The following is a 26,577-nucleotide window of genomic DNA, read 5'->3' on the forward strand; positions in this document are numbered from 1 at the left end:
ACCGGCCGGGACCGGCGCGACGGGGTGAGGCGGTCGGCCCGGCTCGCGTTGTTGCCAGGTAGCCTGCCGGGCATGGCGGATTCCTCCACGCAGTCGATCGTCATCGCCGCTCCGCCGGCCCGGGTGACCTCGGTGATCTGTGACTTCCCGCGTTACCCGGAGTGGGCCGAGGCCGTGAAGCGGGTCGAGGTGGTGGAGGAGTACGAGGACGGCTACGCCGCCCAGGTCCGGTTCGTGCTCGACGCCGGGGTGATGACCGACGAGTACACCCTGGTGTACGAGTACGCCGAGGACATCTCACGGATCGAGTGGCATCTGGTGCAGCCGTCCCGGATGCAGCGGGTGCAGAACGGGTCGTACGACATCACGGACAACGGGGACGGCACCTCGTCCGTGACGTACACGCTTGAGGTCGAGTTGTCGGTGGGCATGCTGGGAATGTTTCGACGCAAGGCCGAAAAGATGATCATGGACGCCGCGTTGACCCAGCTCAAGCGGCGGGTGGAAAGCTTGGATACGGCGTCTTGACCCACCGTCCGGCGCCCGTTCCGGCGTGAGGAGCCGATCATGAGAACAGGCGGTACGCCCGAGCCGGGTTCCGCGCGGGAGGAGGCCGAACGTCTGGTCGCCGCCGCGCTCGCGATGGCCCAGACGGCCGTTACCGGGGCCCGCTACGGTGCCGGGGCGCGTGACCTGGTCGGGACGGTGGGCCAGGTGATCTCCGACGTCCTGGACCAGGTGGTGCCGTCCCCGACCGCCGCCCCGGGGCCGTCCCCGACCGCCGACCCGCCGGGGGAGCCTCAGGCCGCCGGCCCGGCAGGAGAGCCTCGGGCCGCCGGCCCCGGAGAGAGGACAACCGGGGCGACGGCAACGGAAACGGCCGGCGCGGCCGGTGACGACCCGAGCCGGCACGGTTTCGCCACCGGCGGTCCGGCATGCTGCGTCTGCCCGGTATGTCGAGCGATCGGCGCGTTGCGGGATCCGAGTCCGGAACTGGTCGAGCGACTGGCCACCGGTGCCGGCGACCTCGCCGCCGGGGTGGCCAGCCTGCTGCGGGCCTTCTCCACCGTGGCCAACCCCACGGCAGCCCGCCACACCGACGAGAACCCGACCGAGAACCCGACCGGGCCCCAGGACCGGGCACCGGCTACCGAACCGGACAGCCGCCCGTCGTCGCCACGTGTCGTACGCGACGTTCCGGGCGGGGTGGGAGAAGGTCACGCCGACGCGGTGTGGCGGGAGGCCACCCGGACCGGGCATGATTCGGGGCCGGCAGTCGAGTCGGACGTCTGGGCAGCGGCGACCCGGGCCGCGGGTACAGCACCCGCGACCGGGCAATTCTCCGAGCCGGACAGGCGATCGACGGCCTCCGGAACCGAACCGACGGACCGGACCGGACCGGCGGGGCCGGCCGGTCGACGTCCGTCGGTGCCGGCCTCCCGGGCGCCCGAGGGACCGGTGGACGCCGCGGCGGAGCCGGGGACGTCCGACGGCGGCGCCTGACGCCGAGCCGCCCGCCGGGCGGCCGGAGCGGGCCGCCGGTGCCGGCGACCGCGGGTACGGCGGCAGTGGCGGGGAAACAACCGCGTGGAGCGGTACGGCAGAGGGGAGCGGCAGCGGTGACGCTGACCATCGGAGTCGACGTCGGGGGTACCAAGGTGGCCGCCGGCGTCGTCGACGCGGCGGGTGAGGTCGTTGCGCGGGTACGCCGGGACACCCCGGCCGACGACGTTGCCAAGACCCGGGACGTCATCGTCGAGGTGGTCTCCGAGTTGGCGGCCGAGCACGAGGTGACGGCGGTGGGGATCGGTGCCGCCGGCTGGATCGACGCGGCCCGCTCCACGGTGCTTTTCGCCCCCAACATCGCCTGGCGTAACGAGCCGCTGCGCGACTACGTCAGCTCGGCCGTCGGACTGCCGGTGATCGTCGAGAACGACGCCAACGTGGCGGCCTGGGGAGAGTTCCGGTACGGCGCGGCCCGGGATGCGGAGAACTCGATGGTGCTCTTCACCATCGGCACCGGCGTCGGCGGCGGCATCGTGCTCGGCGGTGAGCTGCTCCGCGGTGCGCACGGTATCGCCGCCGAGCTCGGGCACATGCTCTCGGTGCCGGACGGCCACCTCTGCGGGTGCGGCCGGCACGGCTGCATCGAGCAGTACGCCAGCGGCAACGCCCTGGTCCGGTTCGCCCGGGCCGGCGCCCGGCAGGAGCCGACCCGGGCCACCGTCCTGCTCGAACTGGCCGGCGGTGACGTCGACGCGGTCACCGGGCCGATGGTGACGGCGGCGGCCCGCTCCGGTGACCCGGTCTCCTGCGCCGCGTTCGCCCAGATCGGCCGGTGGCTCGGCATGGGCCTGGCCGACATGGCGCAGATCCTCGACCCGGAGGTGCTGGTGGTCGGGGGCGGTGTGGTGGAGGCGGGTGACCTGCTGATGGGGCCGACCCGACGGGCCTACACCGAGGCGCTCTCGGCGCGGGCCTCGATCCCGGTGGCGGAGATCCGGCCGGCGGAACTGGGTAACACGGCGGGTCTGATCGGCGCCGCCGACCTGGCGCGGCGGCGCTAGCGGGCGACGCGAGCCCCGGCATCCGGCAGAAACTGGGGGTGGCCCGATGACATCGCTCCGGTCCTCCGGCGAGGGCGCGTCCGGCGTGCGTCTGCGGGTGCTCTCGTACAACGTGCACGGCCAGCGGGACGACGTGGACGCGCTGGCCGCCGCGGTCCGGGACGCCGCGCCGGACGTGGTGGTCGTGCAGGAGGCGCCCCGGCGGTTCCGGTGGCGGCACAGGTGCGCCGCCCTGGCCGACCGGCTCGGGCTGGTGGTCGCGGCGGGTGGTCTGCCGTCCCTGGGCAACCTGGTGCTGACCAGCCTGCGGGTCCGGGTCCACGACACCTGGTGCCTGCGGTATCCGCTGACCCCGGGCCGGCACCTGCGCGGGGCGGTCTTCGCCGAGTGTGCGGTCGGCGGCGCCCGGTTCACCGTCGTCGGGTCGCACCTGTCGACCGATCCGGCCGAGCGTCCCGGCCAGGCGTTGCTGCTGGGCCGGGAACTGACGGCGGCCCGGCATCCGGTGGTGGTCGGCGCCGACCTGAACGAGAACTCCGGGGGCGCCGCCTGGCGTACCGTCGCGGACGGTCTCACCGACGCCGCGGTCGCCGGCGGCGGCGCGGAACGGGCCACGTTCTCCTGCGCCGACCCGCGGGACCGGATCGACGCCATTTTCGTGGATCCCCGGATCAGCGTGCTCCGGTACGCGGTGCTGGACACCGAGCAGACCCGTCGGGCCAGCGACCACTTCCCGGTCCTCGCCGATCTCCGCCTGTAGGCCGGCGGACCAGGAGCTTGTCCTGCCGGACGGGTGGCGGGACCGGCGGACGTCACCGCGCCGTACGCCGCTGTCGACCCCGCGGCGTCGCGCGGCGGGCTGGACAAAAGGTCACGGAAGCCGGGAGGATTCCCCCGCACGTCGGCACTCGTGCCGGACAAAAGGAGATCTCTCGGTGTCCACCCTCAGCGAGCAGGAGAGCCACGAACCGGTCGCGACCCTGTGGCGGGACGGGCGCCCGGTCTACGACCGGGGCGGCACGGTCTGCGTGATCGGCGCCGGCGCCAGCGGGCTCACCGCCATCAAGAACCTCAAGGAGTACGGCTTCGGCGTCGACTGCTACGAGCGGGAGACCGGCGTCGGCGGCGCGTGGAACTGGCGCCACGACCGCAGTCCGGTCTACGCCAGCACCCACGTCATCTCGTCCCGGCCGTTGACCGAGTTCCCCGACTTCCCGATGCCGGACAGTTGGCCCGACTACCCCCACCACGGTCAGCTGCTGTCCTATCTGGAGCGGTACGCCGACCACTTCGACCTGCGCCCGCACATCTGGTTCGGCACCGAGGTGGTCCGGGTCGAACCGGCCGAGGGGGACCGCTGGGACGTGACCACCCGCAGCACCGGCGGTTACGGTGCCGAACGCACCTCCCGGTACGCCGCCGTCGTGGTCGCCAACGGTCACAACTGGGCACCGAAGATGCCGGCGTACGAGGGCCTGGACGAGTTTCGTGGCCAGGTCATCCACGCCTCGGCGTACAAGGACGCCACCCAGGTGCGCGGCAAGCGGGTGCTGGTGATCGGCGCCGGCAACAGCGGCTGTGACATCGCCGTGGAGGCCGGCCAGCAGGCTACCCGGTGCTGGCACTCCACCCGACGCGGCTACTGGTACGTCCCCAAGTACTCCCTCGGCCGCCCCGCCGACCAGGTCGGCCACGCGACGGCGGCGCTGCGGCTGCCGTTGTGGTTGCGGCAGTGGCTGTTCCACCGGACGTTGAAGCTGACCGTGGGTGACCTGACCCGGTTCGGCCTGCCCCGCCCCGACCACAAGGTCTTCGAGACCCACCCGCTGGTGAACAGCCAGCTCGTGCACTACATCGGGCACGGCGCGATCACCCCGGTACCGGAGGTGGCCCGGTTCCACCGCACGGGCGTGACGCTGACCGACGGGCGGGAGATCGAGCCGGACCTGGTGGTGCTGGCGACCGGCTACCTGCCGCAGTTCGAGTTCCTCGCCCCGGAGATCCTCGGCACCGACCCCGCCGGTCGGCCCTCGCTGCACCTCAACGCCTTCGCCCGCCGGCATCCGACGCTGGCCGTCGCCGGCCTGCTGCAGCCCGACTCCGGCCTGTTCACCCTGGTGCACTGGCAGAGCGTGGTGATCGCCCGGTGGCTGCGCCTGCGGGAGACCGCCCCGGACCGGGCCCGGACCCTCGCCGCCGGATTCGCCGCCGACAGCCACGAGCGGTGGCACTCCGCCCGGGTCAAGGACAGCACCCGGCACTGGTTCGAGGTCGGCCACATCGAGTATCTGCGCGCGTTGCAGCGCACGTTGGGCGAACTGGAGGTGGCGGCGTGACCGCGCGCAGCGGACGGATGCGGCTCATCCGTACCCCGGAGTGGACCCGTCCGGTGCCGGCGGTCCACCGGGAGGTGCTCTCCGCCGTTCCGGAGGCGGACGAGGGCAAGCCGCCGCTGCTGTTCGTACCGGGGTTCGGGCACGGTGCCTGGATCTTCGCGGAGAACTGGCTCGAGCACGCCGCGTCGCGGGGATTCCCGGCGTACGCGGTCAGCCCGCGCGGGCACGGCGGCAGCGGGCCGGACCCGAGGGCGACGCTGCGGGCGTACGCCCACGACGTGGTCCAGGTGGCGGCCAGCCTGCCCCGGCGGGCGGTGCTGGTGGGGCACGGCGCCGGCGCGCTCGTGACGGCGTACGCGCTGGCCCGCTATCCGGCCCGGGCCGGGGTGCTGGTCGCGCCGGTCTTCGGCGGCTGGTCCACCCTCGGTGCGGCGGTGCGCCGCAACCCCGGCGGTACGCTGCCGGCGGTTGTCGGCGGTCCGCTGCGGCTGAGCCGTCGGCAGCTGTTCAGCCGGGAGGTGCCGGAGGCGACGGCCCGCGGCTACACCGAGCGGCTCGGCCGGGCGTCGGCCCGGGCGCAGTGGCAGCTGCTCGCCCACCCGGCTCCGGAGCCACCCGTCGGCGATCCGCCGATCCTGGTGCTGGGCAGCCCGGACGACCGGGTGGTGCCGGCCGGCGAGCTGACCCGGGCCGCCCGGCGGTACGGGGCCGCGCCGCTGCTCTTTCCGGGGATGGGGCACGACGTGATGCTCGACGCCCGCTGGCGGGAGCCGATCGACGCGATCCTGGACTGGCTCGACAAGGACCTCGTCGGGTAGACAGCCAGGGTTGTCCGTCCACCCTCGTACCCGGAGGCGTCTTCCGTGCTGAGCCGTCCGTGTTGATCCGTCCTGCCACGCCCGGGGACGCCCCGGCTGTCGTCGCGCTGCGCGCGATCGTCTATCCCTACCTGGTACGCGGCGTCGAGTCGACCCGGAGGACGATCGCCGGGCCACCGTCGGGCGAGGGGTGGGCCGGGTACGTCGCCGAGGAGCACGGACGCCTGGTCGGCTGGGCATCGGCGTCCCGGATCGTCACCACCTCCGTACCGGACTTCGGGCAGATCTCCCTGCTGCACGTACATCCGGAACACCGGCGGCGCGGCATCGGCAGCGCCCTGCTCGACGCGACCCGGCAGCATCTGCGGGGACTCGGGGTGCGCCGGGTCCGGTCCTTTGTCGTGCCGGACTCGGTGGACTTCGCCCGCCGACACGGCTTCGAGCCGGGCCGGGAGGCCCGCTACTCGGCGCTCGACCTGACGCCGCCACCGCCGGTACCGCCGACGCCGGAGGGGCTGCGGCTGCTCCCGGTGGCGGACCTGGACGCCCGGCAGGTGTACGAGGCCGACGTCGCGGCCGCCGCCGACGAGCCGGGTGACGTCCCGGTCGACCAGGTGTCGTACGACTACTGGCGGTACGACGTCTGGGACAACCCGGGGTTGGACCGGGCCGCCAGTACGGCGGCGGTGGCCGGTCCGACCGTTGTCGCGTTCTCCCTGGTCGCCCGGGACGGCGGGCGGGCCTGGTCCGACATGACGGCGACCCGGCCGGAACACCGCGGGCGGGGACTGGCCCTGCTGGTGAAGTCGGCGGCGCTGCGGCGGGCCGCCGCCACCGGCGCGACCGTCGCGTACACCGCCAACGACGGGGCGAACGCGCCGATGCTCGCGGTGAACACCCGGCTCGGCTACCGTCCGGTCGCCTCGCAGTTCTCCTGCCTGGCCACGCTCGACTGAGCGGCCCGCCGGGGGTACGGCGCGCCCTGCGGCCGGGGTGTTAGGAAGGGCCTCTAGAAACCGCCCCCTGTACAAAAAGCGATATGGCCCTTCCTTTTCAGGTGGTCAGGCGGGTGACCAGCGAACCGTTCTGATCCAGGGCGGTCAGATAGGAGCGCGCCCAGGCCCGGATGTCGTGCACCCGCAGGTGGTCCCGCATCGCCCGCATCCGCTCGGTCCGGTCCGCCTCGCTAACCTGCAGGGCCTGGACCAGGATCGCCTTGAGCCCCTCCAGGTCGTGCGGGTTGACCAGGAACGCCTGGCCGAACTCCGCCGCGGTGCCGGCGAACTCGCTGAGCAGGAGCGCGCCGCCGCCGTCGACCCGGGCCGCCACGTACTCCTTGGCGACCAGGTTCATCCCGTCCCGCAGCGGGGTCACCGCCATGATGTCGGCGGCCCGGTAGAGGGCGGCGAGTTCCGCCCGGTCGAACGGCTGGGTGAGGTAGTGGATCGCCGGCTCGCCGACCCGGCCGAACTCCCCGTTGATCCGCCCGACCTCGCGTTCCACCCGTTCCCGCAGGATCTGGTACTGCTCCACCCGTTCCCGGCTGGGGACGGCGACCTGGACCAGCACGGTGTCCCGGACCTTGACGTGCCCGGTGGCGAGGAGCTCGCTGTAGGCCTTGAGTCGTTGCTCGATCCCCTTGGTGTAGTCCATCCGGTCCACGCTGAGGATCACCTGCTGTGGGTCGCCGAGGTCCCGCCGGATCTGGGCGGCCCGCCGGAGCACGTCGGGTCGGCCGGCCAGCGCCTCCATCTCCGTCATGTCGATGGAGACCGGGAAGGCGCCGATCCGGACCACCCGGTCGTCGACCGCGATCCGTCGGTCGGTGGCGGGCAGCCCGAGCACCTTCGTGGCGAGCTGTGCGAAGTTGTGCGCCGCCTGGGGGCGTTGGAAACCGACCAGGTCGGCGCCGAGCATGCCGAGCAGCAGTTCGGCCCGGCGGGGCAGTTGCATGAACAGTTCCGGCGGCGGGAACGGCACGTGCATGAAAAAGCCGATCCGCAGGTCGGGCCGGAGCGTACGGAGCAGCCCGGGGACGAGCTGCAGGTGGTAGTCCTGGACCCAGACCACCGCCCCGGGTTCGGCCGCCTCGGCCGCCGCCTCGGCGAACCGCCGGTTGACCCGCTGGTACGCCTCCCACCAGCGACGGTGGTAGACGGGCTGCTCCACCGCGTCGTGGTAGAGCGGCCAGAGGGTCGAGTTGGCGAAACCTTCGTAGTGGTCGCGGACGTCGTCCTGGGCCAGGGCGACGGTGTGCATCCGTACCCCGTCGATGTCGGCCAGGTGTGGGGCCGGACCGGTGCCGCCGGCCCAGCCGACCCAGGTCGCCGGGGTGTGCTGGAGGAGGGGGTGAAGGGCGCTGACCAGGCCGCCGGGGCTACGACGCCATTCGCAGGCGCCATCCGGCGCCACGCTGTCGTCGACCGGCAGCCGGTTGGCCACCACCACGAGGGAACTCTGTCGCATTCGGGCACCTCGTTCCGGGCGAGGCGACCACCGCGAATGACGAGCGATCGGGTAGTCGTGAGGGGAAGGTGACGTACAGCAGTATTCCTACTGATGCGAAATTACGCGATGGTTACGTGCCAACACCACAGGGCGATGAATCTCGCGATCTGGACGGTACGGGGCAGAAAGCCGCGGTGGTGGCGGGCGCCGACGGATCTGTCGTCCGGCTCACACCACGGCGCCGTCGTCCGGGTCGTCATCGTCGTCGTCGCCGGGCCGCAGCCGCCAGATCAGCGTCACGAAGCCGCCGAGGATCCCGGCGAAGCCGAACAGGGTGGTGACTCCGCGGCCGAGCGGGAGCAGCGACGGGAAGAGGAAGAGCGCGAAGCCGGCGGCGATCGCCAGGACCCCGATCACCGCGTACTTCGACAGCCGGGGCAGCGGAGGCGGCGGTGGTGGGACGTACCGCTCCTCCTCGGCCTCGTCGGGCAGGTCCGTGCCGAAGGTGTCGAGGCCGTCGAGCAGCGACGGCTCGTCGCGGCCGACCGAGATGCCGGAGATGTCGGCGGCCGAGGGGAGCCGGCGGCCACCCGGACCGGCCGGTAGCGGCGCGTCGGGCCCGGGACGCGGTGCCGTCGCGACGCCTCCCGGTTCGGCCGCCCCGGTTTCGGCGACGTCCTCTGCGGCCGGCCACGAGCGGGCGTCGGCGGCGACCTCGGTGTGGTAGCCGGCGACGATCCGGGCCCACTCGGCCTCCACGTCCGGGTCGGCGGCCGGCGACGACGGCTGGCCGGGCAGCGGCGCGGACGACCGGCCCGTCGGCTCCTCGTCGGTCAGCTGGGTCAGGTAGTCCCGGGCGGTCGCCAGGTGGCTGCGGTCGACGTACAGCCGGTCGACGGGCCGGGGCGGCATCGTGGTGGTCCGGGTCACCGGGTTGAGGTCGGCGGAGGGTTGCAGGTAGGCGGCGATGCCCCCGGCGGCGAGCACGTCGAGCAGGTGTTCGCCGAGCCGCGGGTCCACGTCGCCGGCGATCGCGTACTCCGTCGCCTCCAGGCCATTGTCCCGTCGTCCCCGACGGGCCCCTCCCGCTGTCACTCCGACACCCTCCCTACCGGCCCGTGGCACCCACGGTGCTCCTGCCGCCCGTTGGCCCCACATGCCGTGCACTGAATCGTGACACGGCGGGCACTGGTTCCGGGAGTGCGTTGTGGCGTGCCGTACCCGCTTCGTAGGCTCATGACCGACAGATCCCGCCACGGCCGACGGCCGGGCGCGGCGACGTTCCGGCGGTCTGCCGGGCGGTCGCCCGGCAGGTGGGGACCCGCGGAGACGCTCGGGAAGGACAGCGGTGCTGTACGGGCTGATGAAGTACGTCATCCTCGGGCCCTGGCTGAGGCTGATCTTCCGGCCGCTGGTGGAGGGCAGGGAGAACGTGCCCGACACGGGGCCGGCGATCCTGGCCAGCAACCATCTGTCGTTCTCCGACTCGATCTTCATGCCGTTGATGGTCAAGCGAAAAGTGACCTTCGTGGCGAAGGCCGAATACTTCACCGGCCGGGGGCTGAAGGGTGCCCTGATCCGGATGTTCTTCGTCGGCACCGGCACCATCCCGGTGGACCGGTCCGGTGGGCGGGCCGCCCAGGCGGCGCTGGACACCCAGCTCGCGGTGCTGCGGGCCGGCAACCTGGCCGGAATCTACCCCGAGGGGACCCGTTCGCCGGACGGTCGGCTGTACCGGGGCAAGACCGGGGTGGCCCGGCTGGCGCTGGAGAGCGGCGCCCCGGTCATTCCGGTGGTGATGCTCAACGCCGACGAGATCCAGCCGCCGGGCAAGCTGATCCCGAAGATCAAGCGGGTGCGGATCCGGTTCGGGCGTCCCCTCGACTTCTCCCGCTATGCCGGGATGGCCGGCGACCGGTTCGTGGAGCGGGCCATCACCGACGAGATCATGTACGAGCTGATGGAACTTTCCGGGCGCGAGTACGTCGACATCTACGCGCAGAAGATCAAGAACCAGCCGCTGGCCACGGCGGCGAGCGGATCGTCCGTCGAGTCGACGGGCGGTTCGATCGCCGCCTGAGCCCCCCGGTACACCGTCCGGTGCGGCGGCCGGTGGTCGAGCCGGGCGGGTCCGCGGCCTGGGCCGGTCGGCAGTCTGGGTCCGGCCGGACCGGTCAGGAGGCGAGTACCGGCGTGCTGCCGGGCGCGGTCGGGCCCGGCCCGAGCCGGAGCAGACCGGGCGCCCGGTTCCGCAGCGCGAAGGCGCGTACCTCGGCGAGCGCCATCTCCGCCTCCGCGGGCCGGTCGGCCAGCCGCAGCTCACCGGCGGCGAGCGCCAGGGCGAGCATCCGGTCGGTCACGTCCGGGATTCCCGCGTAGATCTCCGCCGCCGCGAGGTACAGCTGCCCCGCCCGACCGTGCTCGCCGTCCGCGCTCGCCGACGCCGCCGTGACGGTACGCAGCGCCGCCTCCACCCACGGCGTGTGGTGGGTGACCCGGTCGAGCATGCCCCGGACCCGTACCGCCGATCCGCGGCCGGCCAGCGCGGCGGCGTACGCGGCGGCGGGCATCCACTCCCCGCTGGCCAGGGCGGGCACCGCCGACCACGACCCGGCGAGTTCGTCGAGCAGGTCGGCGGCCTCCTGCCGGCGTTCCTGCAGGGCCCGGCAGAGCGCGCCGAGCCCGAGTACCGTCCAGTGCAGCCGGTGGAAGCCACTGCGCCGGGCGGTCTCCAGGGCGTCGGTGACGTCGTCGATTGCCGCCTCGCCGGGCACCGGCTCGTCGCGGAGCACCCGCAGACAGGCGCGCACCCCACGTACCTGCATGTCCCACCGACCGGCCGGGGTGTCGACGAACGCGTCGGCGACGGTCAGCAGCCGGCCGAACTCACCCTCGCAGTACGCCCGCATGGCGTCGCCGGAGCCACCGGTGGCGAGCGTCTCGCCCCGGGTGAGGGCGGGACAGGCGGCGACGAGTTCGCCGGACCGGATCCAGTCGCCCTCCTCCCGGACCGCGTACGCGAGGTTCTGTACCGCCCGGGGCCAGGCGAGGAGCTGGTGGGTCTGGCAGAGCCGGTGGATCTCGTACAGTTCGTCCAGGCCGGCCGGGTCACCGGCCTGGTAGCGGGCGGTCGCCACGGTGATCCGGGCGTTGGCCTGGGTCTCCACCAGTCCGAGCCGTTCGGCGATGTCGGCCGCCGCGCCGGCCGCCGCGATCGCCGGATCGCGCTCGTAGTTGAGCATGTGCAGCCGGCCCAGTTCGGCGTAGGCGTCCGCCTTCTGCGCGGTGTCCGGCAACGCGTCGAAGAGCTCGACGGCCCGGTCCAGACAGGACAGTGCGCCGGACCGGTCGGCTCGCAGCCAGGCGGCCTGCCCGAGCAGTGTCCAGGCCCGGGCCGCGTCGCCGTTCTCGCCGTACGCGAAGAGCCGCTCCGCCAGGGTGTGCAACTGCTCGGTGCCGCCGCCGGCGAGGAAGTTGTTGCCGTCCCGGAAGTACGAGATCTCGGTGCTCAGCAGCTCCAGCCGCAGCCGGCCGACCGGATCGGTGTCGTCGGCCAGCCCGAGTGCCCGGGCCGCGTGGTTGGCCGCCACGTCCAGCGCGTGCAACGCGTACGCCCGGCGGGCCGCCCGGTGCAGCGCGTCCCGGGCCGGCGGGGCGTACCGGTCGGTCGCCACGCCCAGGGTGTGCGCGATCTCGTGCGCCGCCCAGCGGTGGTGCGCCAGCACCTCGGCCAGGTCGGTGTCCCGGCCCCGGGACATGCTGTCCAACCACTCGGCGGTGCGTTCGTGCCGGGCCACCCGTTCGGTACGCGGCAGCCGCTGGTAGCAGACGTCCCGGACCAGGACGTGCCGGAACCGGAACTCCGGTTGTCCGGCCATCGTGGACGACGGCTGTTCGTGGACGAAGTCCCGCTGCTCCAGCTGGCGCAGCGCCCGGTCGACCGCCTCGACCGGCTGCCCCAGCGCGGCCGCGACCGCACCCGGCCAGAACTGCATGCCGACCACCGAGGCGGCCAGCAGCACCGCGCGGTCCGGGCCGTCGAGCAGGTCCACCCGGTTGGCGATGACCGCGTGCACGCTTTCCGGCATCGGCAGGTCGTGCCGCTTCTCGAGCGACCAGCCCCGACCGGACTGGCGCAGCGCCCCCTGCTCCATCAGCATCCGGACGTACTCGTGGGCGTAGAGCGGGTTGCCGTCCGCGACCTCGACCAGCGGGTTGAGCATGTCGGTCGAGAACGCCGCCTGGCCGAAGATGTGGCCGTAGAGCGAGGCGATGGCGGTGTCCCGAAGCGGCGGCAGGCTGATGGTCAGCGAGGCGGTGATCGTCCCCGCCCAGCTCGGCTCCCGCTTGACCAGCTCCGGCCGGGAGGTGCAGAGCAGCAGCAACGGCACGTTCTGGGCGTACGCCCCGAGCAGCTCCACGAAGTTGAGCATCGCCTCGTCCGCCCAGTGCAGGTCCTCGAAGACCAGCACCGTCGGCTGTCGGGCGGCGAGCGCGACCAGGAAGCGGCGCCAGGCCGACTCGGACTCCTCGGCCGGCAGGGTGGGACCGGGCAGACCGACCACCGGGCGGAGCGCGTCGACCAGCCGGCCCGCCTCGCCGGGTCCGACCAGTTCGTCGAGGGTCGCCTCCAGGCGTCGGGCCGCCACCGAGGCCGGGTCGGTGTCCAGGATCCCCGCCTCGGCCTTTACGATGTCGGCCAGCGCGGCGAAGGTGACGTTCTCGCCGAACGGCGGACACCGGCCCGTCCGCCAGGTGACCGGCTGGTCGGTGAGCCGTTCGGTGTGCCGGAACAGTTCCCGGACCAGCCGGCTCTTGCCGATCCCGGCGTGCCCGAGCACCGTGACCAGTTGGGGCAGCTGGTCCCGGATGGACCGGTGCAGGGCGTTGACCAGCAGGCCCAGTTCGTGTTCGCGGTCGATCAGCGGGGTGGTGTCTGACTCGCGGTCCGGCGGCTGCCGCAGTACGGCGGCGAGCGCCAGCCAGACCTCGGTCGGCGTGGACCGGCCACGCAGGAGCACCGGGTCCTGCGCGTCGTACCGGATCGCGTCCCGGGTCAACGCGTACGTGTTGCCGCAGACCAGCACTCCGCCGGGCGGGGCCACCGACTGCATCCGGGACGCGGTGTTGACCACGTCCCCGGCGACGATCGCCTGCCCGCCGTCCCGGGCGGCGGCCACGTCGACCAGCGCCTCACCGGTGGCCACCCCGACCCGGAACCGCAGGTGGTCGGCGCCGGTCGGGGTGAGCCGGGTCAGCACCCGCTGCAGCTCCAGACCGGCGCGTACGCAGCGCAGTGCGTCCGTCTCGGTCGCCACCGGGGCGCCGAACAGCGCCATCACCGCGTCGCCGATGTACTTCTCCACCACCCCGCCGTAGTGGCCGATGACCCGCCGGGCCGCCGAGAAGAACGAGGTCTGCATCTTCCGGACCAGTTCCGGATCGGCGCGTTCGACGTACGGGGTGAAGTCGATCAGGTCGACGAAGAGCACACTGACCCGTCGGCGGTCCTCCTGGCCCACCGTCGACCGACGCACCGGCTGACCGGGGCGGGGGGTGCCGCAGGCCGTACAGAAGGCCGCGTCCCGGGCGAGCGGCCGGTCGCACTGGGTGCAGGCCGGGGCGAGTTCGGTCCCGCAGCCGCCGCAGAAGCGGTCGCCGGCTGCGGCGGTCCGGCCGCATGTCGTACAGGGAGCGGAGATGCCGTCCTCCTACAGCCTCGAAGTGGAGTGTGTACTGCCGGGGTGGCGGGCTCCGGTCGGGACGGGCCGGTCGACCGCCGCCGGTCGGTCCCCAGTGTCGGGCCGGAGCCGGCGGAATCGCCCCGCCGAGTATCACCGCCCGACGCCGCTGTCGGGAACCGGGCTGTTGGCTAGCGGACAGTCCACCACTGGAGATCCACGATACAGTCATTGGCGCCGACCGATCGGTGAATATCAGGGAGAGATGGACAATGGTGTACGTCCGACTGGAAAAGGAATGGACCGACGGCGATGGTGTCGGTCACGCCTCGGGAGACATGATCGACGTGGACGCCGCCACCCTGGCGAAGCTTCAGGCGGCGGGCATCGTCGGCGGCGAGAGTGCCGATTCGGGCTCGACGGGCGGTGGCAAGGAGGGGACGGACTGGCTGGGTCCGACCTGATCCCGGTCGCCGAACGCGTCGGAGGACGTTCCGGAGGCCGGGGCGACGACCGGGCGTGCCGGGGACGGGTCGACCGTTCACGGGGCGTCCGGTCGGGCACGTCCGAAGTGTGGATCTCCGGGGGTGGGGAGGTCTCCGCGGGTGAGCTCAGCGGTCGGCCATGCCGGCCCGGCGGCGGAGCGCCGCCACGTCGGTGACTACGATCCGGCGCCCCTCGGTACGCAGCCAGCCCCGGCTGGCGAACGAGCCGATCGCCTGGTTGACGCTCTGCCGCGAGCCGCCGGCCATCTCGGCGAGCTGGCTCTGGTTGAGTTCGATCGTGATCATCGGCGCCTGGCTCTCGCCGGCCAGTCGGACCAGTGTCTTGGCCACCCGACCCGGCAGGTCGAGGAAGACATGGTCGGCGTTCTGCTCGGTCAGCCGGCGGATCAGTCCACCGAGGGACCGCATGACCGCGTCGAGGATGCGCGGGTTGGAGTGCACGAGCTCCATGAAGGCACCCCGGGACAGCGCCAGGGCGGTGCAGTCCTCGATGGCCTCCGCGGACGCCGAGCGGGTGGAGGCGTCCAGCAGCGAGACCTCGCCGAGCACGTCCGGGGGACGGATGACGTTGAGTACGGCCCGTTCGCCGGTCGGCGCGGTGCGGAACACCGCCACCGCCCCACGACGGAGCACGATGAGCGACTCGCCGGGGTCGTTCTCGACGAACAGCAGCTGGCCCTTGCGATAGGTACGGGGGACCGCCGCGGCGATGACCCGTTGGCGCACCTCGGGCTCGAGGCCGGCGAACATGTCGACGCCGGTGAGGGCGTCGCCCGGCTCAGGCAGGCGAACCTCCACGGCTCAACCCCTCCCCGGTGGATAACCAGTATTGCCCCCGGGCGACCCGCAACCGCCCGAAGTGGCAAGGTGAAACTGATACCGGTAGGAGTCCGGCAGCGGTACACATCAGATCATGACGGCCCTGTCGCTTGCTGTACACCCCTCAAATCACTTCTGTGACAGTTCTGTCGCTGACCGGCCCCGATTCTGGTGGCGGATCCGCCGTCGGACGGGGGCCGGACGGGGGCGAGGCGGGTCCAGGGGGCGGGATCCGTGGCCGGCCGGGTGGTGCCCGTTCCGCCGGCCGGCCACGGTGCGGGAGCGCGGATCCGGCATGCTCCCGACCGCTCCGCCCCGCCCGGCGACCCCACCGCCCGGTTCCCCGGCGGGTCGAACCCGCCCCCGGGCCGCCCCGGGCGGGTGGGATGGGCGAGGATGGTGGTGATGGTCTACCGCTATTTCTACGACTGTGAGTTCATCGAGGACGGCCGGCTGGTCGACCTGGTGTCGATCGGTGTCGTCGACGAGTACGGGCGCGAGTTCTACGCGATCTCCACCGAGTTCGACGACTCCCGGGCGGTGCCGTGGGTGCGGCGCCACGTCCTCGACAAGTTGCCCTCGCCGGGGGACCGGGCCTGGCGTTCCCGGGCGCGGATCCGCGACGAGCTCTACGACTTCCTGGTCGAGCCGATCCGGGACCGGCCGGACGAGCAGCTCGAACTCTGGGCCTGGTACGCGGCGTACGACCACGTGGCACTGGCCCAGCTGTGGGGGGCGATGCCGGCACTGCCCCGGGAGATCCCCCGGTTCACCAAGGAGCTCCGGCAGCGCTGGGAGGACCGGGGGCGCCCGCCGCTGCCGGACGCCTCCGGGCGGCACGACGCGCTCGTCGACGCCCGGCACAACCTCGCCCGCTGGCGGGCGATGCACTCGGCCGACGCAAGATCAAGATGACCTTTTTGTGATCCCCCGGTGACGCCTGACGGGGCGCGCTGGCCTGCCTCCCGGCCGACGACTACAGTGCGCAATGACGGCCCGCCCCGGGCCGGCAACGGTGCCGCGACGGTCTGACGACTTCGACCCTGGGGCTGAACGGGCTTAATCGAAGGCTCCAGGAGGATGAGCAGATCATGCGTATCGGCGTGCTCACCGGTGGTGGTGACTGCCCGGGTCTGAACGCGGTGATCCGAGCGGTGGTGCGCAAGGGCGTCGCCACCTACGGCCACGAATTCGTCGGCTTCCGTGACGGGTGGCGCGGCCCGCTGGAGGGGCTGACCAAGCCACTCGGCATCGCGGAGGTCCGGGGCATCCTGCCGCGTGGCGGCACCATCCTGGGCTCCTCCCGGACCAACCCCTTCAAGATCGAGGGCGGCGTCGAGCAGATCAAGAGCAACCTCGCCGAGCAGGGCGTGGACGCCCTGGTGGCGATCGGCGGCGAGGACACCCTCGGCGTCGCGACCAAGCTCCACGAGCTCGGCGTCCAGGTGGTGGGCGTACCGAAGACGATCGACAACGACCTCGGTGCCACCGACTACACCTTCGGCTTCGACACCGCGGTCAACATCGCGATGGAGGCGATCGACCGGCTGCACACCACGGCCGAGAGCCACCACCGCACCCTGGTCGTCGAGGTGATGGGCCGGCACGCCGGCTGGATCGCCCTGCACGCGGGCCTCGCCGGTGGCGCGAACGTGATCCTCCTGCCGGAGCGGCCGTTCGACGTCGACCAGGTCGCCGGGTACGTCGAGAAGCGCTTCCAGCACCAGTACGCCCCGATCGTGGTCGTCGCCGAGGGCGCCCAGCCGCTGGAGGGCCAGATGGTCCTGCAGAACCAGGAGCTGGACTCGTTCGGCCACGTCCGGCTCGGCGGCATCGGCCAGTGGCTGGCCGAGCAGCTGGAGGCGAAGACCGGCAAGGAGGCCCGGACGGTCGTCCTCGGGCACATCCAGCGCGGTGGCACCCCGACCGCCTTCGACCGGGTGCTCGCCACCCGGCTCGGTCTGCAGGCGATCGACGCGGTCAACGAGGGCGACTGGGGCAAGATGGTCGCGATGCAGGGCACCAACATCGTCCGGGTGCCGCTGGTCGAGGCGACCAAGGAGCTCAAGACCGTACCGCTGGAGCGGTACACCGAGGCCGAGGTCTTCTTCGGCAGCTGACGCCGTACGTGGACGGGTGGCCCGCCGGGGTACGGCGGGCCGCCCGACCCGCGTCCACCCACCGACGATCGGTGACGGCTCGTACCTGAGGAGAGGCGATGGCGCCGGGAGCGCATACGGTTGCCGTGATCGGCACCGGGAAGATCGGGGAGCTGATGCTCTCCGGACTGCTCCGGGCGGGTTGGCCGGCCCACCGGCTGCTGGCCACCACCCGCCGTCCGGCCCGGGCCGAGGAGATCACCGCCCGGTACGGCGTACCGGTGGTCGACAACCTGGTCGCGGTGGCCGAGGCGGACGTCCTGGCCATCTCGGTCAAGCCGCAGGACGCGGACGCGCTGCTGGACGAGATCGGGCCGAAGGTGCCGGCCGACAAACTGCTGATCTCGCTCTGCGCCGGCCTGCCGACGAGTTTCTTCGCCCGGCGGCTGCCGGAGGGGACTCCGGTGATCCGGGTGATGACGAACACCCCGGCCCTGGTCGACCAGGCGATGACGGCGATCTCGGCCGGCTCCCACGCCACCGGCGCCCACCTGGAACTGGCCGAGGAGATGTTCCGGCCGCTCGGCGCGACGATCCGGGTCCCCGAGGCGCAGCAGGACGCGGTGACCGCGCTCTCCGGCTCCGGGCCGGCCTACTTCTATCTCCTGGTCGAGGCGATGGTCGACGCCGGGATCCTGCTCGGTCTGCCCCGCCAGGTGGCCCACGAGTTGATCGTGCAGACCGCCATCGGGTCCGCGACCATGCTGCGGGATTCCGGTGAGCACCCGGTCAAGCTCCGGGAGGCGGTGACCTCACCGGCCGGGACCACCATCTCGGCGATCCGGGAGCTGGAGAACCACGGCGTCCGGGCCGCGCTGCTCGCCGCCCTCGAGGCGGCCCGGGACCGGGCCCGGGAGATCGCCGCGCAGAACGAGTGAGCGGGGTTTCCGCCCCGCACGATGATCGGATCCGCACGGCCCGGTAAGAGGGCTGTTGCCAGGCGGTGAAGTTGCCGCTCCATCGTCGGCCGGCGAGCGTCCGTGCCCGATACTGTTCGATGTGTTCACTCTTGCCCAGGCGCGGCATCTGATCGCCACGCTCCGTCCCCGGATCGACGAGCTCGTCCGGCTCCGTGCCGACCTCGCCGAGCTGCGGGTGGACCTGGCCGAACGTGGCGCCGGCCCGGCCGAGCGTGACAACGGCCCGACCGGGCGTGCCGGTCGTCCGGTCGGCGGGCTGGCCGAGGTCAAGAGCCTGGAGGCGCGGATCTTCGGCATCCTGGAGGAGCTGACCGGGCACGACATCCAGGTCAAGGGGCTCGCCCCGGTGCTGCTCGACTTCCCCGGCGAACGGGACGGCCGGCCGGTGGTGTGGTGCTGGCTGGAGGGCGACGGCGACGTGGGCTGGTACCACCGGGTGGAGTGCGGCTTCCAGGGGCGGCGCCCGGTCTGAGCCGGACCCGGGTCAGCCGGCAGCGGAGTCGGTGAGGACCACGGGCAGCTCGGCGACGGCGTAGACGACCAGGTTGTCCCGGTAGTGCCCGGTGGGCCGGTCGAACCGTCCGGTGCAGGTGATCAGCCGTAGCTCGGGCCCGGGGGTGGGGCCGTACACCACGGTGGTCGGGAACTCCGCCTTGGCGTGTCGGCTGCTGCCGGTGACCCGGAATCGGAGCCAGCGGTGGCCCCGGCGCACCTCGACCAGGTCGCCCGGCTCCAGGTCCGCCAGCCGGTGGAAGACCGCCGGGCCGGTCTTCGAGTCGACGTGCCCGGCGAGGACGGCCGGACCGACGTCGCCGGGGACCACACCGTCGGCGTACCAGCCGGCCTCGGAGAAGGCCGCCGGTGGGGGGAGCCGGCCGGTCCGGTCCAGCCGCAGACCGGCCAGCGTGCTGTCGACCCGGATCCGCGGGATCCGTACCCGGGTCGGCGGTCCGCTGGGCGCCGGCTCGGCGGGCCGGGCGGCGGTGTCGCCGGCAGCGGCGGCCGCCCGGGTCTCGGTGGCCGCCCCGGTCTCGCACGCCGGCCCGCAGGCGGCCGGGGCGCACGCCGGCGGGCAGGCCGCGAGTCGGGTCGGCGGGGCCGCCGGTGCCGGGACCGGCCCGCCGTCCCCGGCCAGGGTGACCGCGAGGCCGGCGCCGAGTGCCAGGCAGAGCAGCAGGCCGCCGACGTCCGGGCGGCGAACCGCCCCGGAGCGTCGGCGGTCGCCGCCCGGCGCCGACGCCGGGCGGTGAATGCCCGAACCGACGGTCACGAGCTGCGGGTACGCCGTCGTAGCGCGTACCGCCCGGTCGCCGCGAGCAGGAACACGCCGAACGCGACCAGCGCGGACCCCGTCGGGTACGAGCCGCCGGCTCCGGCAGTCCCGCCGGCCCCGGTGTCCACACCGCCGGCCGGTACGACCACACCTCCCCGGGCGTCGACCCGTAGTTCGGTGGTCAGCCCACCCCGCTTCGCGTCGAGCACCAGCAGCGAGTAGACGGTTCCGTCGCGCAGCGACACGGCGGTGGTGGTGGGCTCGGCTCCGGTGCCGGCCAGTCGCAGCGTGGCGCGTCCCGGCTCCACCTGCTGGTACGGGGTGGTGGTGGCGAACTGCACGGCGTCGGCGATGCGCGGCCCGTCCGCCACCGACACGTCGATCACGGGCGCCCGGACCGAGGCCTGGACGACCCGTACCTTGGCCCGGCCGTCCGCGGGGGCGCTCAGGTCGTCCTCCAGTACCTTGAGCCCGAGTTCGGCGTAGCGGCCCACCCCGGCCACGGTGTACGCCCTGCCGGCGGTCACCGAGACGCTCTCGGTCAGCACCGGCGGGTCGCTGGCCGGTGCTCCGGCCCTGCGCATCGCCACGGCGTACGGGCCGACCGGCAGCGGCAGGTACGGCGACAGCACCCCGTAGCCGACCGCCTTGAACACCTGCGGTTCGGCCGATTCGGACTCGGCGCCGAGGTAGACGTCGACCGCCGGGGTGTCGGGGGAGAGGTGGGCCAGTCGTACGTAGCCGACCGGGGCGGCGGCCCCGGCGGGGCCGGCGGCGACCGTGGTCAACCCGGCACCGAGCACCAGAGCGGCGGCCACCGCGCCGACCTGCCGTGGGATCCGGATCAGCTGTGGGATCTCTGTCATCTCGCCTCCTGAGCGTGCCGGGCACCGTGCGCCGGGCAAGGTAACGGCCCGGGGGCCCGGGACGTCGCACTGGGGGTCCGTCCGGGCCGGGGTGGCCGCGAGGCGGGGCGCGGGAGGCGGTGGTCGCGAGTGGGGCTCGGTCGGGCCGGTGCCGCCCCAGGTTCGCGACCGGCGGCCCGGCTCCGCAAGCCTGCCACGCAGAGTGATTCAATCGTTACCGCAGTCCGGTTGGCTCGCTGGTCGGGCAAGCGTGACAACGCTGGTCACGGCCACTGCCCGAGGGGTGGCGTCGGTGCAGGATCTACAGTGGGCGCAGCTGTGCCAGGACGGACTGGACAGTGTGTCGAGCGGCTGACCCGCGCGGATGCGCCAGGAGGTTCGACCCGTGCTGAGATCGGCCGGACTGAGCGCGGTGGAGGAGTCCACCTACCTGGCGTTGATCCGGCACGGCGCGTCCCACCTGGTGGATCTCGCGGACCGGGTCGGGTTGCCCGAGGCCCGGGTCCGCCGGGTCGTCGCCACCCTGGAACGTGAGGGGTTCGTGCACCGGACCCCGCCGCCCGGCGACCGGGTCGTGCCGGTGCCGCCCGAACTCGCCGTCGAGCAGCTGATCCGTCGACGGTACGCGGAACTGGAGCTGGCCCGGGAGGCGGCACACCGGCTGTCCGCCGAGGCGCAGGGCCGGGCCAGCGACCGGCGTACCGAGGAACTCATCGAGATCGTCTCGGGTCGGGCGGCGGTGGGTCGGGCCTTCGACCGGGTGCAACGGGCCGCCGGACGGGAGATGCTTGTCCTGGTGGCGCCCCCGTACGCGGCCACCAGCGGGGTGAACGCGGTCCAGTTGGAGCAGCAGGCGGCCGGGGTGACCTACCGGGCGGTGTACGACAGCACCGCGCTGACCGACCCCGAGTTCGTCGCCACCACCGCCGCGCACATCCGCGCCGGCGAGCAGGCCCGGCTGGCTGCCTCGCTGCCCACCAAGCTCGCCGTCGCGGACCGGAAGCTGGCGTTGCTGCCGCTCTCCTGGACCGCCTCGGCGCAGGACGCGGCGTTGCTGGTCCACCCGTGCGGTCTGCTGGACGCGTTGGTGGCGCTCTTCGAGACGGTGTGGCGGCAGGCGACGCCGCTGCCGGCGGGCGGTCCGGTGTCGGCGGCGGAGGTCGGCGGGATCTCGGCCGAGGACCGGGACCTGCTCGTCCTGCTGGTCGCCGGTCTCACCGACGAGGCGGCCGGTGCCCGGCTCGGGATCAGCCGGCGGACCGTCGTACGTCGGGTGCAGGCGCTGATGGAGCGGACCGGTTCGCGCTCCCGGCTCCAACTCGGCTGGCAGGCGCACGAGCGAGGCTGGCTCTGATCTCCGCGCCACGGCCCCGAGCCCTCGCGCCAGGCCACCCATTCCGATTCCTGACGTGTCCGAGCCGTATTGGTGAAGCGATGCGAATACGGCTATGAAACGGTGGTCTCCCCATTGCGGTGAGAATCGTCACGCCCCGCACCCGGACCGGGATAAGTACGGCAACGGGATTCGGGGGCAGCTCGGAGCGTCCCTATGCTGGACCGGTCCCGAACGTTCGACCACTGCTCGGGCGGCGTCCCACACCAGGCAGTCGGACCCGGTGACGCCCGGAACCATTCGGGGGAAAGGCACAATGATGAGCGGCACCGCCACGCGCTCCTGGAATGGCATGACCATTCCGGCTGCCGGCACCTACCTTCTCGACCCCGCGCACAAACGGGTCGGTTTCCTGGCCCGGCACATGATGGTCAGTCCGGTACGCGGCGAGTTCAGCGAGGCGACCGCGAGCATCGTCGTGGCGGACGACCCGACGGAGTCCTGGGTGACCGCGAGCATGCGGTCGGCGAGCCTCACCACCGGTCACACCGATCGGGACACCCATCTGCGCAGTCCCGACTTCCTCGACGTGGAGCGGTATCCGACGCTCGAGTACCGCAGCACCGGGATCAGGTGGGAGCAGGACCGCAACGACGCGATCTTCTTCTGGGCCCGGTTGCGGGGCAACCGGCTGAGCCGCCGGGCCGAGGTGCCGAGCGTCCTGGAGCAGTCGGACCGTACGTCGGGCCGTTTCCTGCTGACCGGCGAGTTGACGGTGAAGGACGTCACCCGGGCGGTCGACCTGCGGGTGGAGTTCGGCGGTGCCCGCCGGGACCCGTACGGTCAGGACATCTTCGGGTTCAGCGCGACGGCGGAGATCGAGCGCGAGGACTACGGGCTGCTCTGGAACGTGGCCCTGGAGAGCGGCGGGGTCCTGGTGGGCAGGACCGTGCAGATCGAGATCGCCGGCGAGGCGATCCGGCAGCCCTGACGCCGGGCGTCGTCCGCGGTGGGCTGCCCGGGCGGCGGTGGGCTGCCGGGCGGATCGACCGGCATGGTGACAACCCGGCTGGCATGCCGCTTCTATCCTGACCCAGTGGGCGACGACGGTGCGGGTACCGGTTCAAACGACTTCCGGCTCGGCGTCGACTTCGGCACGTCGCACACCGTCGCCGTGCTGCGCTGGCCCGACGGGCGGGTCCGACCCCTGCTCTTCGACGGCTCGCCGTTGCTGGCCTCTGCCGTCTTCGCTGCCCCGGACGGGCGGATCGTCGTTGGCCGGACAGCCGTACATGCGGCCCGAGCCCAGCCGGAGCGCTTCGAACCGTACCCGAAACGGTGCGTCGACGACGGTACGGTGCTGCTCGGCCGCGCCGACGACGCTGGCGGACCGGTCATGGTACCGGTCGAGGAGCTGATCACCGCCGTACTGCGCCGGGTAGCTGAGGAGGCGGGTCGAACCGCCGGCCGGCCCGTGCCGCACACCGTGCTGACGTACCCGGCCGGCTGGCGGCGGGCCCGACGTAACGTCCTGCTCGCGGCGGCGAACGCGGTGTTCCCGGACGTGACGCTGGTGCCCGAGCCGGTCGCCGCCGCGCACCACTTTGTCGCGGTGCACGGCGGGACCGTGCCGAACGGCTCCTGCGTGCTGGTGTACGACCTGGGCGCCGGCACCTTCGACGCCTCGGTGGTCCGCAACACCGGCACCGGCTTTGCGGTGCTGCGCACCGACGGGCTCGCCGACGCCGGTGGGCTGGACGTGGACGCGGCGATGATGGCCTATGTCGGTGCGACCTATGCGGGGCGGGACGCCGCCACCTGGGCCCGGCTGAGCCAGCCGGCCGGCGCCGGTGATCGGCGGCTGAGCCGGGCGTTCTGGGACGACATCCGGGCCGGCAAGGAGATCCTCTCGTACTCGACGAGCGTGCTGGTGCACGTGCCGCTCTTCGACACGGACGTGCCCTTCGGCCGGGAGCAGGTGGAGCAGCTCGCCCGGCCGATCCTCGACCGGACGGTCACGGTAGCCCGGGCCACGCTGCGGGACGCCGGGGTGGATCCGGCCGACCTCGCCGGGTTGTACCTGGTCGGCGGGGCCAGCCGGATGCCGCTGGTCGGTACGCTGCTGCACCAGCGGCTGGGCGTCGCACCGAGCACCGTGGAGCAGCCGGAGTTGGCGGTGGCCGAGGGGAGCCTGCACGCGTACCCCGGGCCGGCCGCCGGTCGTACTGGTGTGCCGACGGCCGACGCCGCGGCCGAGGAAGGGGTGGCGGTCGTCGCCGCACCGGGCACGGTCGGTGGTCCGGTAGGGGCTGGCGGGCGGCGGATCCGCGACGTCTGGTCCGGTACGGGCCGGCGGACCCGGTGGGCGGCGGTGGCCTCGGTGTTCGTGATGGTGCTGACCCTGCTGGCGGTGCCGTTCCTGGTCGACCGGGGCGGTGGCGACCCGGCGGCGAAGGAGGGCGGCCGGGGTGGCACTCCGGTCGGCCTGGACGCCTCGGGTGGCGCGGCGACCGGCTCGCCGGCGGCGGCTGCGACTCCATCCCCGACGCCCTCGTCGGCGATCGACCCCTGCCTGGTCGGCACCTGGCGGGAGAGTTCCAACGTGGTTAATTTCTCCTGGAAGGGTACGGACATCCGGTTGCGGTCGTCCGGAGCGATCCGCCGGTTCTGGCCGGAGGGCCGGGGCATTACGGACTTCGGTAAGCGGGACGTCGGCACCGGGCGGCACGAGGGCCGGCGCTACGAGGTGGTGAACAGCGGCAACCTGAGGTTCCGGCTCCGAACCGGCAACGGCGAGATGTTCGTGCAGAGCACCGGGGCCAGCGGCACCATGATCGGCCGGATCAACGGTCGGGAGGACTGGCGGATACCGATGTCCCCCGCTGTGGGGCAGACGAGCTACCACTGCGAGGGTGACCTGTTGAACATCAGCAGCGACCGCCGGCAGGTCGAGTTGCGTCGGCTCAGCATCGATCCGGAGGCCCAGGTCTGAGCCGGCAGGCGGGTCGTGGGCCGAGGTGGGCCCCGATGCCGCTGTGGGCCGTTGGCGGGCCGCGCGTGATCGGGCCGCTCGGGAATCGAAACATGGACATCTTGACGAAGCGGCGAGCCGGTGAGTAGCGTCGCCTCACGTTAAATGGAAAGTTTCCTAAGAATAAAGGGAGACGCCATGGGAAGATCCCTCCGCCGGGCGATGTGGGCCGGCGTCGCGGCGGTGTTGGCCGTCGCGACGGTCCCGGTCACCGCGGCCTTCGGCGCCGGCAACCTCACCACCAGCTTCACCGCCACCTCCGACTGGGGTTCCGGCCACGAGGTCAGGGTCACCGTCACCAACGGCACCGACGCCCCGGTGGCCACCTGGCGGGTGGAGTTCGACCTGCCGTCCGGCACGACGGTCAGCAGCTTCTGGGACGCCGACGTCACCCGCAGCGGCAACCGCTACACGGCGGTCAAGAAGAGCTGGGCCGGGGCGATCGCCCCCGGTGCCTCGTTCAGCTGGGGCTACGTCGGCACCGGCGGCTACCGGGCGCCGTCGAACTGCACCATCAACGGCGCCTCCTGCGGCGGCGGTGGCACGCCACCCACCACACCGCCGAACACCACCCCGACGACCGCGCCACCGACCACGGCGCCCCCGACCACCCCGCCGGTGACCAACCCGCCGCCGCCCGGTGACCAGAAGGTGGTCGGCTACTTCGCCCAGTGGGGCGTCTACGCCCGCAACTACCACGTGCGGAACATCCACACCAGCGGCTCGGCCAGCAAGCTGACGCACATCATGTACGCCTTCGGCAACACCACCGGCGGCCGGTGCACCATCGGCGACAGCTACGCCGACTACGAGAAGGCGTACACGGCGGCGGAGAGCGTCGACGGGGTCGCCGACACCTGGGACCAGCCGCTGCGCGGCACCTTCAACCAGCTGCGCAAGCTCAAGCGGATGTACCCGCACATCAAGGTGATCTGGTCGTTCGGCGGCTGGACCTGGTCCGGCGGATTCACCCAGGCCGCCCAGAACCCGGCCGCGTTCGCCGAGTCCTGCCACAACCTGGTCGAGGACCCGCGCTGGGCGGACGTCTTCGACGGCATCGACATCGACTGGGAGTACCCGAACGCCTGCGGCCTCACCTGTGACACCAGTGGCCCGAACGCGTTCAAGAACGTGGTCTCCGCGCTGCGCAGCCGGTTCGGCTCGTCCGCGTTGGTCACCGCCGCGATCACCGCGGACGGCAGCAACGGCGGAAAGATCGACGCGGCCGACTACGCCGGTGCGATCAACAACCTCAACTGGCTGATGCCGATGACGTACGACTACTTCGGCGCGTTCGCCGCGCAGGGCCCGACCGCCCCGCACTCGCCGCTGACCTCGTACGCCGGAATCCCGCAACAGGGCTTCTGGTCCGACGCGGCGATCCAGAAGCTGAAGAGCAAGGGCATTCCGGCCAGCAAGCTGCTGCTCGGCATCGGCTTCTACGGCCGTGGCTGGACCGGCGTCACCCAGGCCACCCCGGGCGGTACGGCGACCGGCGCGGCACCCGGCACCTACGAGGCGGGCATCGAGGACTACAAGGTGCTGAAGAACACCTGCCCGACCACCGGCACCATCGCCGGTACGGCGTACGCCAAGTGCGGCAGCAACTGGTGGAGCTACGACACCCCGGCGACCATCGCCGGCAAGATGTCGTACGCGAAGGGCCAGGGGCTGGGCGGCTCCTTCTTCTGGGAGCTCTCCGGCGACACCACCAACGGTGAGCTGATCAGCGCCATCTCCAACGGGCTGCGGTAGCCGGCGGCGGCACCCCGGCTGTCGGCGGTGGAGCCCTGGTCACCTCGAGGTGACCAGGGCTCCAC

Annotated in this window: 23 protein-coding genes; 17 read left to right on the forward strand and 6 right to left on the reverse strand. The window is 72.7% G+C overall.

Annotated elements, in window-relative coordinates:
* Window positions 1-72: 72 nt before the first annotated feature.
* The 7 genes from ABGB05_RS28685 to ABGB05_RS28715 all read left to right on the forward strand — a co-directional run bounded on the left by ABGB05_RS28685 (window position 73) and on the right by ABGB05_RS28715 (window position 6,677).
* Entirely contained in the window at window positions 73-528 is a 456-nt protein-coding gene (locus tag ABGB05_RS28685; RefSeq protein ID WP_347657035.1) for an SRPBCC family protein, read from the forward strand.
* A gap of 39 nt (window positions 529-567) precedes the next feature.
* Entirely contained in the window at window positions 568-1,503 is a 936-nt protein-coding gene (locus tag ABGB05_RS28690; RefSeq protein ID WP_347657036.1) for a hypothetical protein, read from the forward strand.
* A gap of 116 nt (window positions 1,504-1,619) precedes the next feature.
* Window positions 1,620-2,567 carry an ROK family glucokinase gene (locus ABGB05_RS28695; protein ID WP_347657037.1) on the forward strand — a complete coding sequence of 316 codons (948 nt, stop codon included), beginning with the start codon at window positions 1,620-1,622 and terminating at the stop codon, window positions 2,565-2,567.
* 46 nt (window positions 2,568-2,613) lie between these two features.
* Window positions 2,614-3,327: an endonuclease/exonuclease/phosphatase family protein gene (locus ABGB05_RS28700; RefSeq protein WP_347657038.1), complete on the forward strand. Its 714-nt coding sequence runs from the start codon at window positions 2,614-2,616 to the stop codon at window positions 3,325-3,327.
* A 175-nt stretch (window positions 3,328-3,502) separates the two neighbouring features.
* Window positions 3,503-4,903: an NAD(P)-binding domain-containing protein gene (locus tag ABGB05_RS28705; protein ID WP_347657039.1), complete on the forward strand. Its 1,401-nt coding sequence runs from the start codon at window positions 3,503-3,505 to the stop codon at window positions 4,901-4,903.
* A gap of 17 nt (window positions 4,904-4,920) precedes the next feature.
* A complete protein-coding gene (locus ABGB05_RS28710; protein ID WP_347657057.1) occupies window positions 4,921-5,721 on the forward strand; it encodes an alpha/beta fold hydrolase in 801 nt (266 codons plus the stop codon).
* Window positions 5,722-5,780: 59 nt separating this feature from the next.
* Complete coding sequence (locus ABGB05_RS28715; protein ID WP_347657040.1) at window positions 5,781-6,677, forward strand: GNAT family N-acetyltransferase; 897 nt, start codon at window positions 5,781-5,783, stop codon at window positions 6,675-6,677.
* A gap of 97 nt (window positions 6,678-6,774) precedes the next feature.
* Here the strand turns inward: ABGB05_RS28715 and ABGB05_RS28720 are convergent, their stop codons facing one another.
* The gene (locus ABGB05_RS28720; RefSeq protein ID WP_347657041.1) at window positions 6,775-8,187 is read right to left on the reverse strand and encodes a trehalose-6-phosphate synthase; all 1,413 of its coding nucleotides are present in this window, start codon (window positions 8,185-8,187) and stop codon (window positions 6,775-6,777) included.
* A 210-nt stretch (window positions 8,188-8,397) separates the two neighbouring features.
* Window positions 8,398-9,264, reverse strand: coding sequence for a DUF308 domain-containing protein (locus ABGB05_RS28725; protein ID WP_347657042.1), 867 nt, complete (start codon window positions 9,262-9,264; stop codon window positions 8,398-8,400).
* 253 nt (window positions 9,265-9,517) lie between these two features.
* Between ABGB05_RS28725 and ABGB05_RS28730 the strand changes: the two genes are divergently transcribed.
* Entirely contained in the window at window positions 9,518-10,249 is a 732-nt protein-coding gene (locus ABGB05_RS28730; protein ID WP_347657043.1) for a lysophospholipid acyltransferase family protein, read from the forward strand.
* 94 nt (window positions 10,250-10,343) lie between these two features.
* Here ABGB05_RS28730 and ABGB05_RS28735 read toward each other — a convergent pair whose 3' ends face one another.
* Window positions 10,344-13,871: an adenylate/guanylate cyclase domain-containing protein gene (locus tag ABGB05_RS28735; RefSeq protein WP_347657058.1), complete on the reverse strand. Its 3,528-nt coding sequence runs from the start codon at window positions 13,869-13,871 to the stop codon at window positions 10,344-10,346.
* 251 nt (window positions 13,872-14,122) lie between these two features.
* Between ABGB05_RS28735 and ABGB05_RS28740 the strand changes: the two genes are divergently transcribed.
* On the forward strand, window positions 14,123-14,314 hold the full coding sequence (locus ABGB05_RS28740) for a hypothetical protein (RefSeq protein WP_347657044.1): 192 nt from the start codon (window positions 14,123-14,125) through the stop codon (window positions 14,312-14,314).
* Window positions 14,315-14,461: 147 nt separating this feature from the next.
* Here the strand turns inward: ABGB05_RS28740 and ABGB05_RS28745 are convergent, their stop codons facing one another.
* On the reverse strand, window positions 14,462-15,154 hold the full coding sequence (locus tag ABGB05_RS28745; protein ID WP_347657045.1) for a Crp/Fnr family transcriptional regulator: 693 nt from the start codon (window positions 15,152-15,154) through the stop codon (window positions 14,462-14,464).
* 426 nt (window positions 15,155-15,580) lie between these two features.
* Between ABGB05_RS28745 and ABGB05_RS28750 the strand changes: the two genes are divergently transcribed.
* The 4 genes from ABGB05_RS28750 to ABGB05_RS28765 all read left to right on the forward strand — a co-directional run bounded on the left by ABGB05_RS28750 (window position 15,581) and on the right by ABGB05_RS28765 (window position 18,726).
* Window positions 15,581-16,090, forward strand: a complete 510-nt coding sequence (locus ABGB05_RS28750) for a polyadenylate-specific 3'-exoribonuclease AS (RefSeq protein ID WP_347657046.1) — start codon at window positions 15,581-15,583, stop codon at window positions 16,088-16,090.
* Between the two features lie 176 nt (window positions 16,091-16,266).
* Window positions 16,267-17,295 carry a 6-phosphofructokinase gene (locus ABGB05_RS28755; RefSeq protein ID WP_331215674.1) on the forward strand — a complete coding sequence of 343 codons (1,029 nt, stop codon included), beginning with the start codon at window positions 16,267-16,269 and terminating at the stop codon, window positions 17,293-17,295.
* A gap of 98 nt (window positions 17,296-17,393) precedes the next feature.
* Window positions 17,394-18,212 carry a pyrroline-5-carboxylate reductase gene (gene proC, locus ABGB05_RS28760; RefSeq protein WP_347657047.1) on the forward strand — a complete coding sequence of 273 codons (819 nt, stop codon included), beginning with the start codon at window positions 17,394-17,396 and terminating at the stop codon, window positions 18,210-18,212.
* Between the two features lie 121 nt (window positions 18,213-18,333).
* Window positions 18,334-18,726: a DUF2203 domain-containing protein gene (locus ABGB05_RS28765; protein WP_347657048.1), complete on the forward strand. Its 393-nt coding sequence runs from the start codon at window positions 18,334-18,336 to the stop codon at window positions 18,724-18,726.
* A 12-nt stretch (window positions 18,727-18,738) separates the two neighbouring features.
* On the opposite strand, the gene ABGB05_RS28770 is transcribed toward ABGB05_RS28765, so the two are convergent.
* Window positions 18,739-19,524 carry a class F sortase gene (locus tag ABGB05_RS28770; protein ID WP_347657049.1) on the reverse strand — a complete coding sequence of 262 codons (786 nt, stop codon included), beginning with the start codon at window positions 19,522-19,524 and terminating at the stop codon, window positions 18,739-18,741.
* Entirely contained in the window at window positions 19,521-20,393 is an 873-nt protein-coding gene (locus tag ABGB05_RS28775; RefSeq protein ID WP_347657050.1) for a DUF4397 domain-containing protein, read from the reverse strand. Before ABGB05_RS28775 ends, ABGB05_RS28770 begins: the two co-directional genes overlap by 4 nt.
* 385 nt (window positions 20,394-20,778) lie before the next feature.
* On the opposite strand from ABGB05_RS28775, the gene ABGB05_RS28780 reads away from it, so the two are divergent.
* The 4 genes from ABGB05_RS28780 to ABGB05_RS28795 all read left to right on the forward strand — a co-directional run bounded on the left by ABGB05_RS28780 (window position 20,779) and on the right by ABGB05_RS28795 (window position 26,512).
* Entirely contained in the window at window positions 20,779-21,747 is a 969-nt protein-coding gene (locus tag ABGB05_RS28780) for a helix-turn-helix domain-containing protein (protein WP_347657051.1), read from the forward strand.
* Between the two features lie 331 nt (window positions 21,748-22,078).
* Entirely contained in the window at window positions 22,079-22,717 is a 639-nt protein-coding gene (locus ABGB05_RS28785; protein WP_347657052.1) for a YceI family protein, read from the forward strand.
* Between the two features lie 105 nt (window positions 22,718-22,822).
* A complete protein-coding gene (locus tag ABGB05_RS28790; RefSeq protein ID WP_347657053.1) occupies window positions 22,823-24,718 on the forward strand; it encodes an Hsp70 family protein in 1,896 nt (631 codons plus the stop codon).
* A gap of 177 nt (window positions 24,719-24,895) precedes the next feature.
* A complete protein-coding gene (locus tag ABGB05_RS28795; RefSeq protein WP_347657054.1) occupies window positions 24,896-26,512 on the forward strand; it encodes a glycosyl hydrolase family 18 protein in 1,617 nt (538 codons plus the stop codon).
* Window positions 26,513-26,577 lie beyond the last annotated feature (65 nt).

Origin of the sequence: Plantactinospora sp. B5E13 (assembly GCF_039871775.1) — a bacterium.
GTDB lineage: Bacteria > Actinomycetota > Actinomycetes > Mycobacteriales > Micromonosporaceae > Plantactinospora.

Bases quoted from the DNA above. Each gene is read 5' to 3' on its own strand.
- ABGB05_RS28685 (WP_347657035.1), top strand. From the start codon at position 73: ATGGCGGATTCCTCCACGCAGTCGATCGTCATCGCCGCTCCGCCGGCC.
- ABGB05_RS28690 (WP_347657036.1), top strand. From the start codon at position 568: ATGAGAACAGGCGGTACGCCCGAGCCGGGTTCCGCGCGGGAGGAGGCC.
- ABGB05_RS28700 (WP_347657038.1), top strand. From the start codon at position 2,614: ATGACATCGCTCCGGTCCTCCGGCGAGGGCGCGTCCGGCGTGCGTCTG.
- ABGB05_RS28710 (WP_347657057.1), top strand. From the start codon at position 4,921: ATGCGGCTCATCCGTACCCCGGAGTGGACCCGTCCGGTGCCGGCGGTC.
- ABGB05_RS28720 (WP_347657041.1), bottom strand. From the start codon at position 8,187: ATGCGACAGAGTTCCCTCGTGGTGGTGGCCAACCGGCTGCCGGTCGAC.
- ABGB05_RS28740 (WP_347657044.1), top strand. From the start codon at position 14,123: ATGGTGTACGTCCGACTGGAAAAGGAATGGACCGACGGCGATGGTGTC.
- ABGB05_RS28750 (WP_347657046.1), top strand. From the start codon at position 15,581: ATGGTCTACCGCTATTTCTACGACTGTGAGTTCATCGAGGACGGCCGG.
- ABGB05_RS28755 (WP_331215674.1), top strand. From the start codon at position 16,267: ATGCGTATCGGCGTGCTCACCGGTGGTGGTGACTGCCCGGGTCTGAAC.
- proC (WP_347657047.1), top strand. From the start codon at position 17,394: ATGGCGCCGGGAGCGCATACGGTTGCCGTGATCGGCACCGGGAAGATC.
- ABGB05_RS28775 (WP_347657050.1), bottom strand. From the start codon at position 20,393: ATGACAGAGATCCCACAGCTGATCCGGATCCCACGGCAGGTCGGCGCG.
- ABGB05_RS28785 (WP_347657052.1), top strand. From the start codon at position 22,079: ATGACCATTCCGGCTGCCGGCACCTACCTTCTCGACCCCGCGCACAAA.
- ABGB05_RS28795 (WP_347657054.1), top strand. From the start codon at position 24,896: ATGGGAAGATCCCTCCGCCGGGCGATGTGGGCCGGCGTCGCGGCGGTG.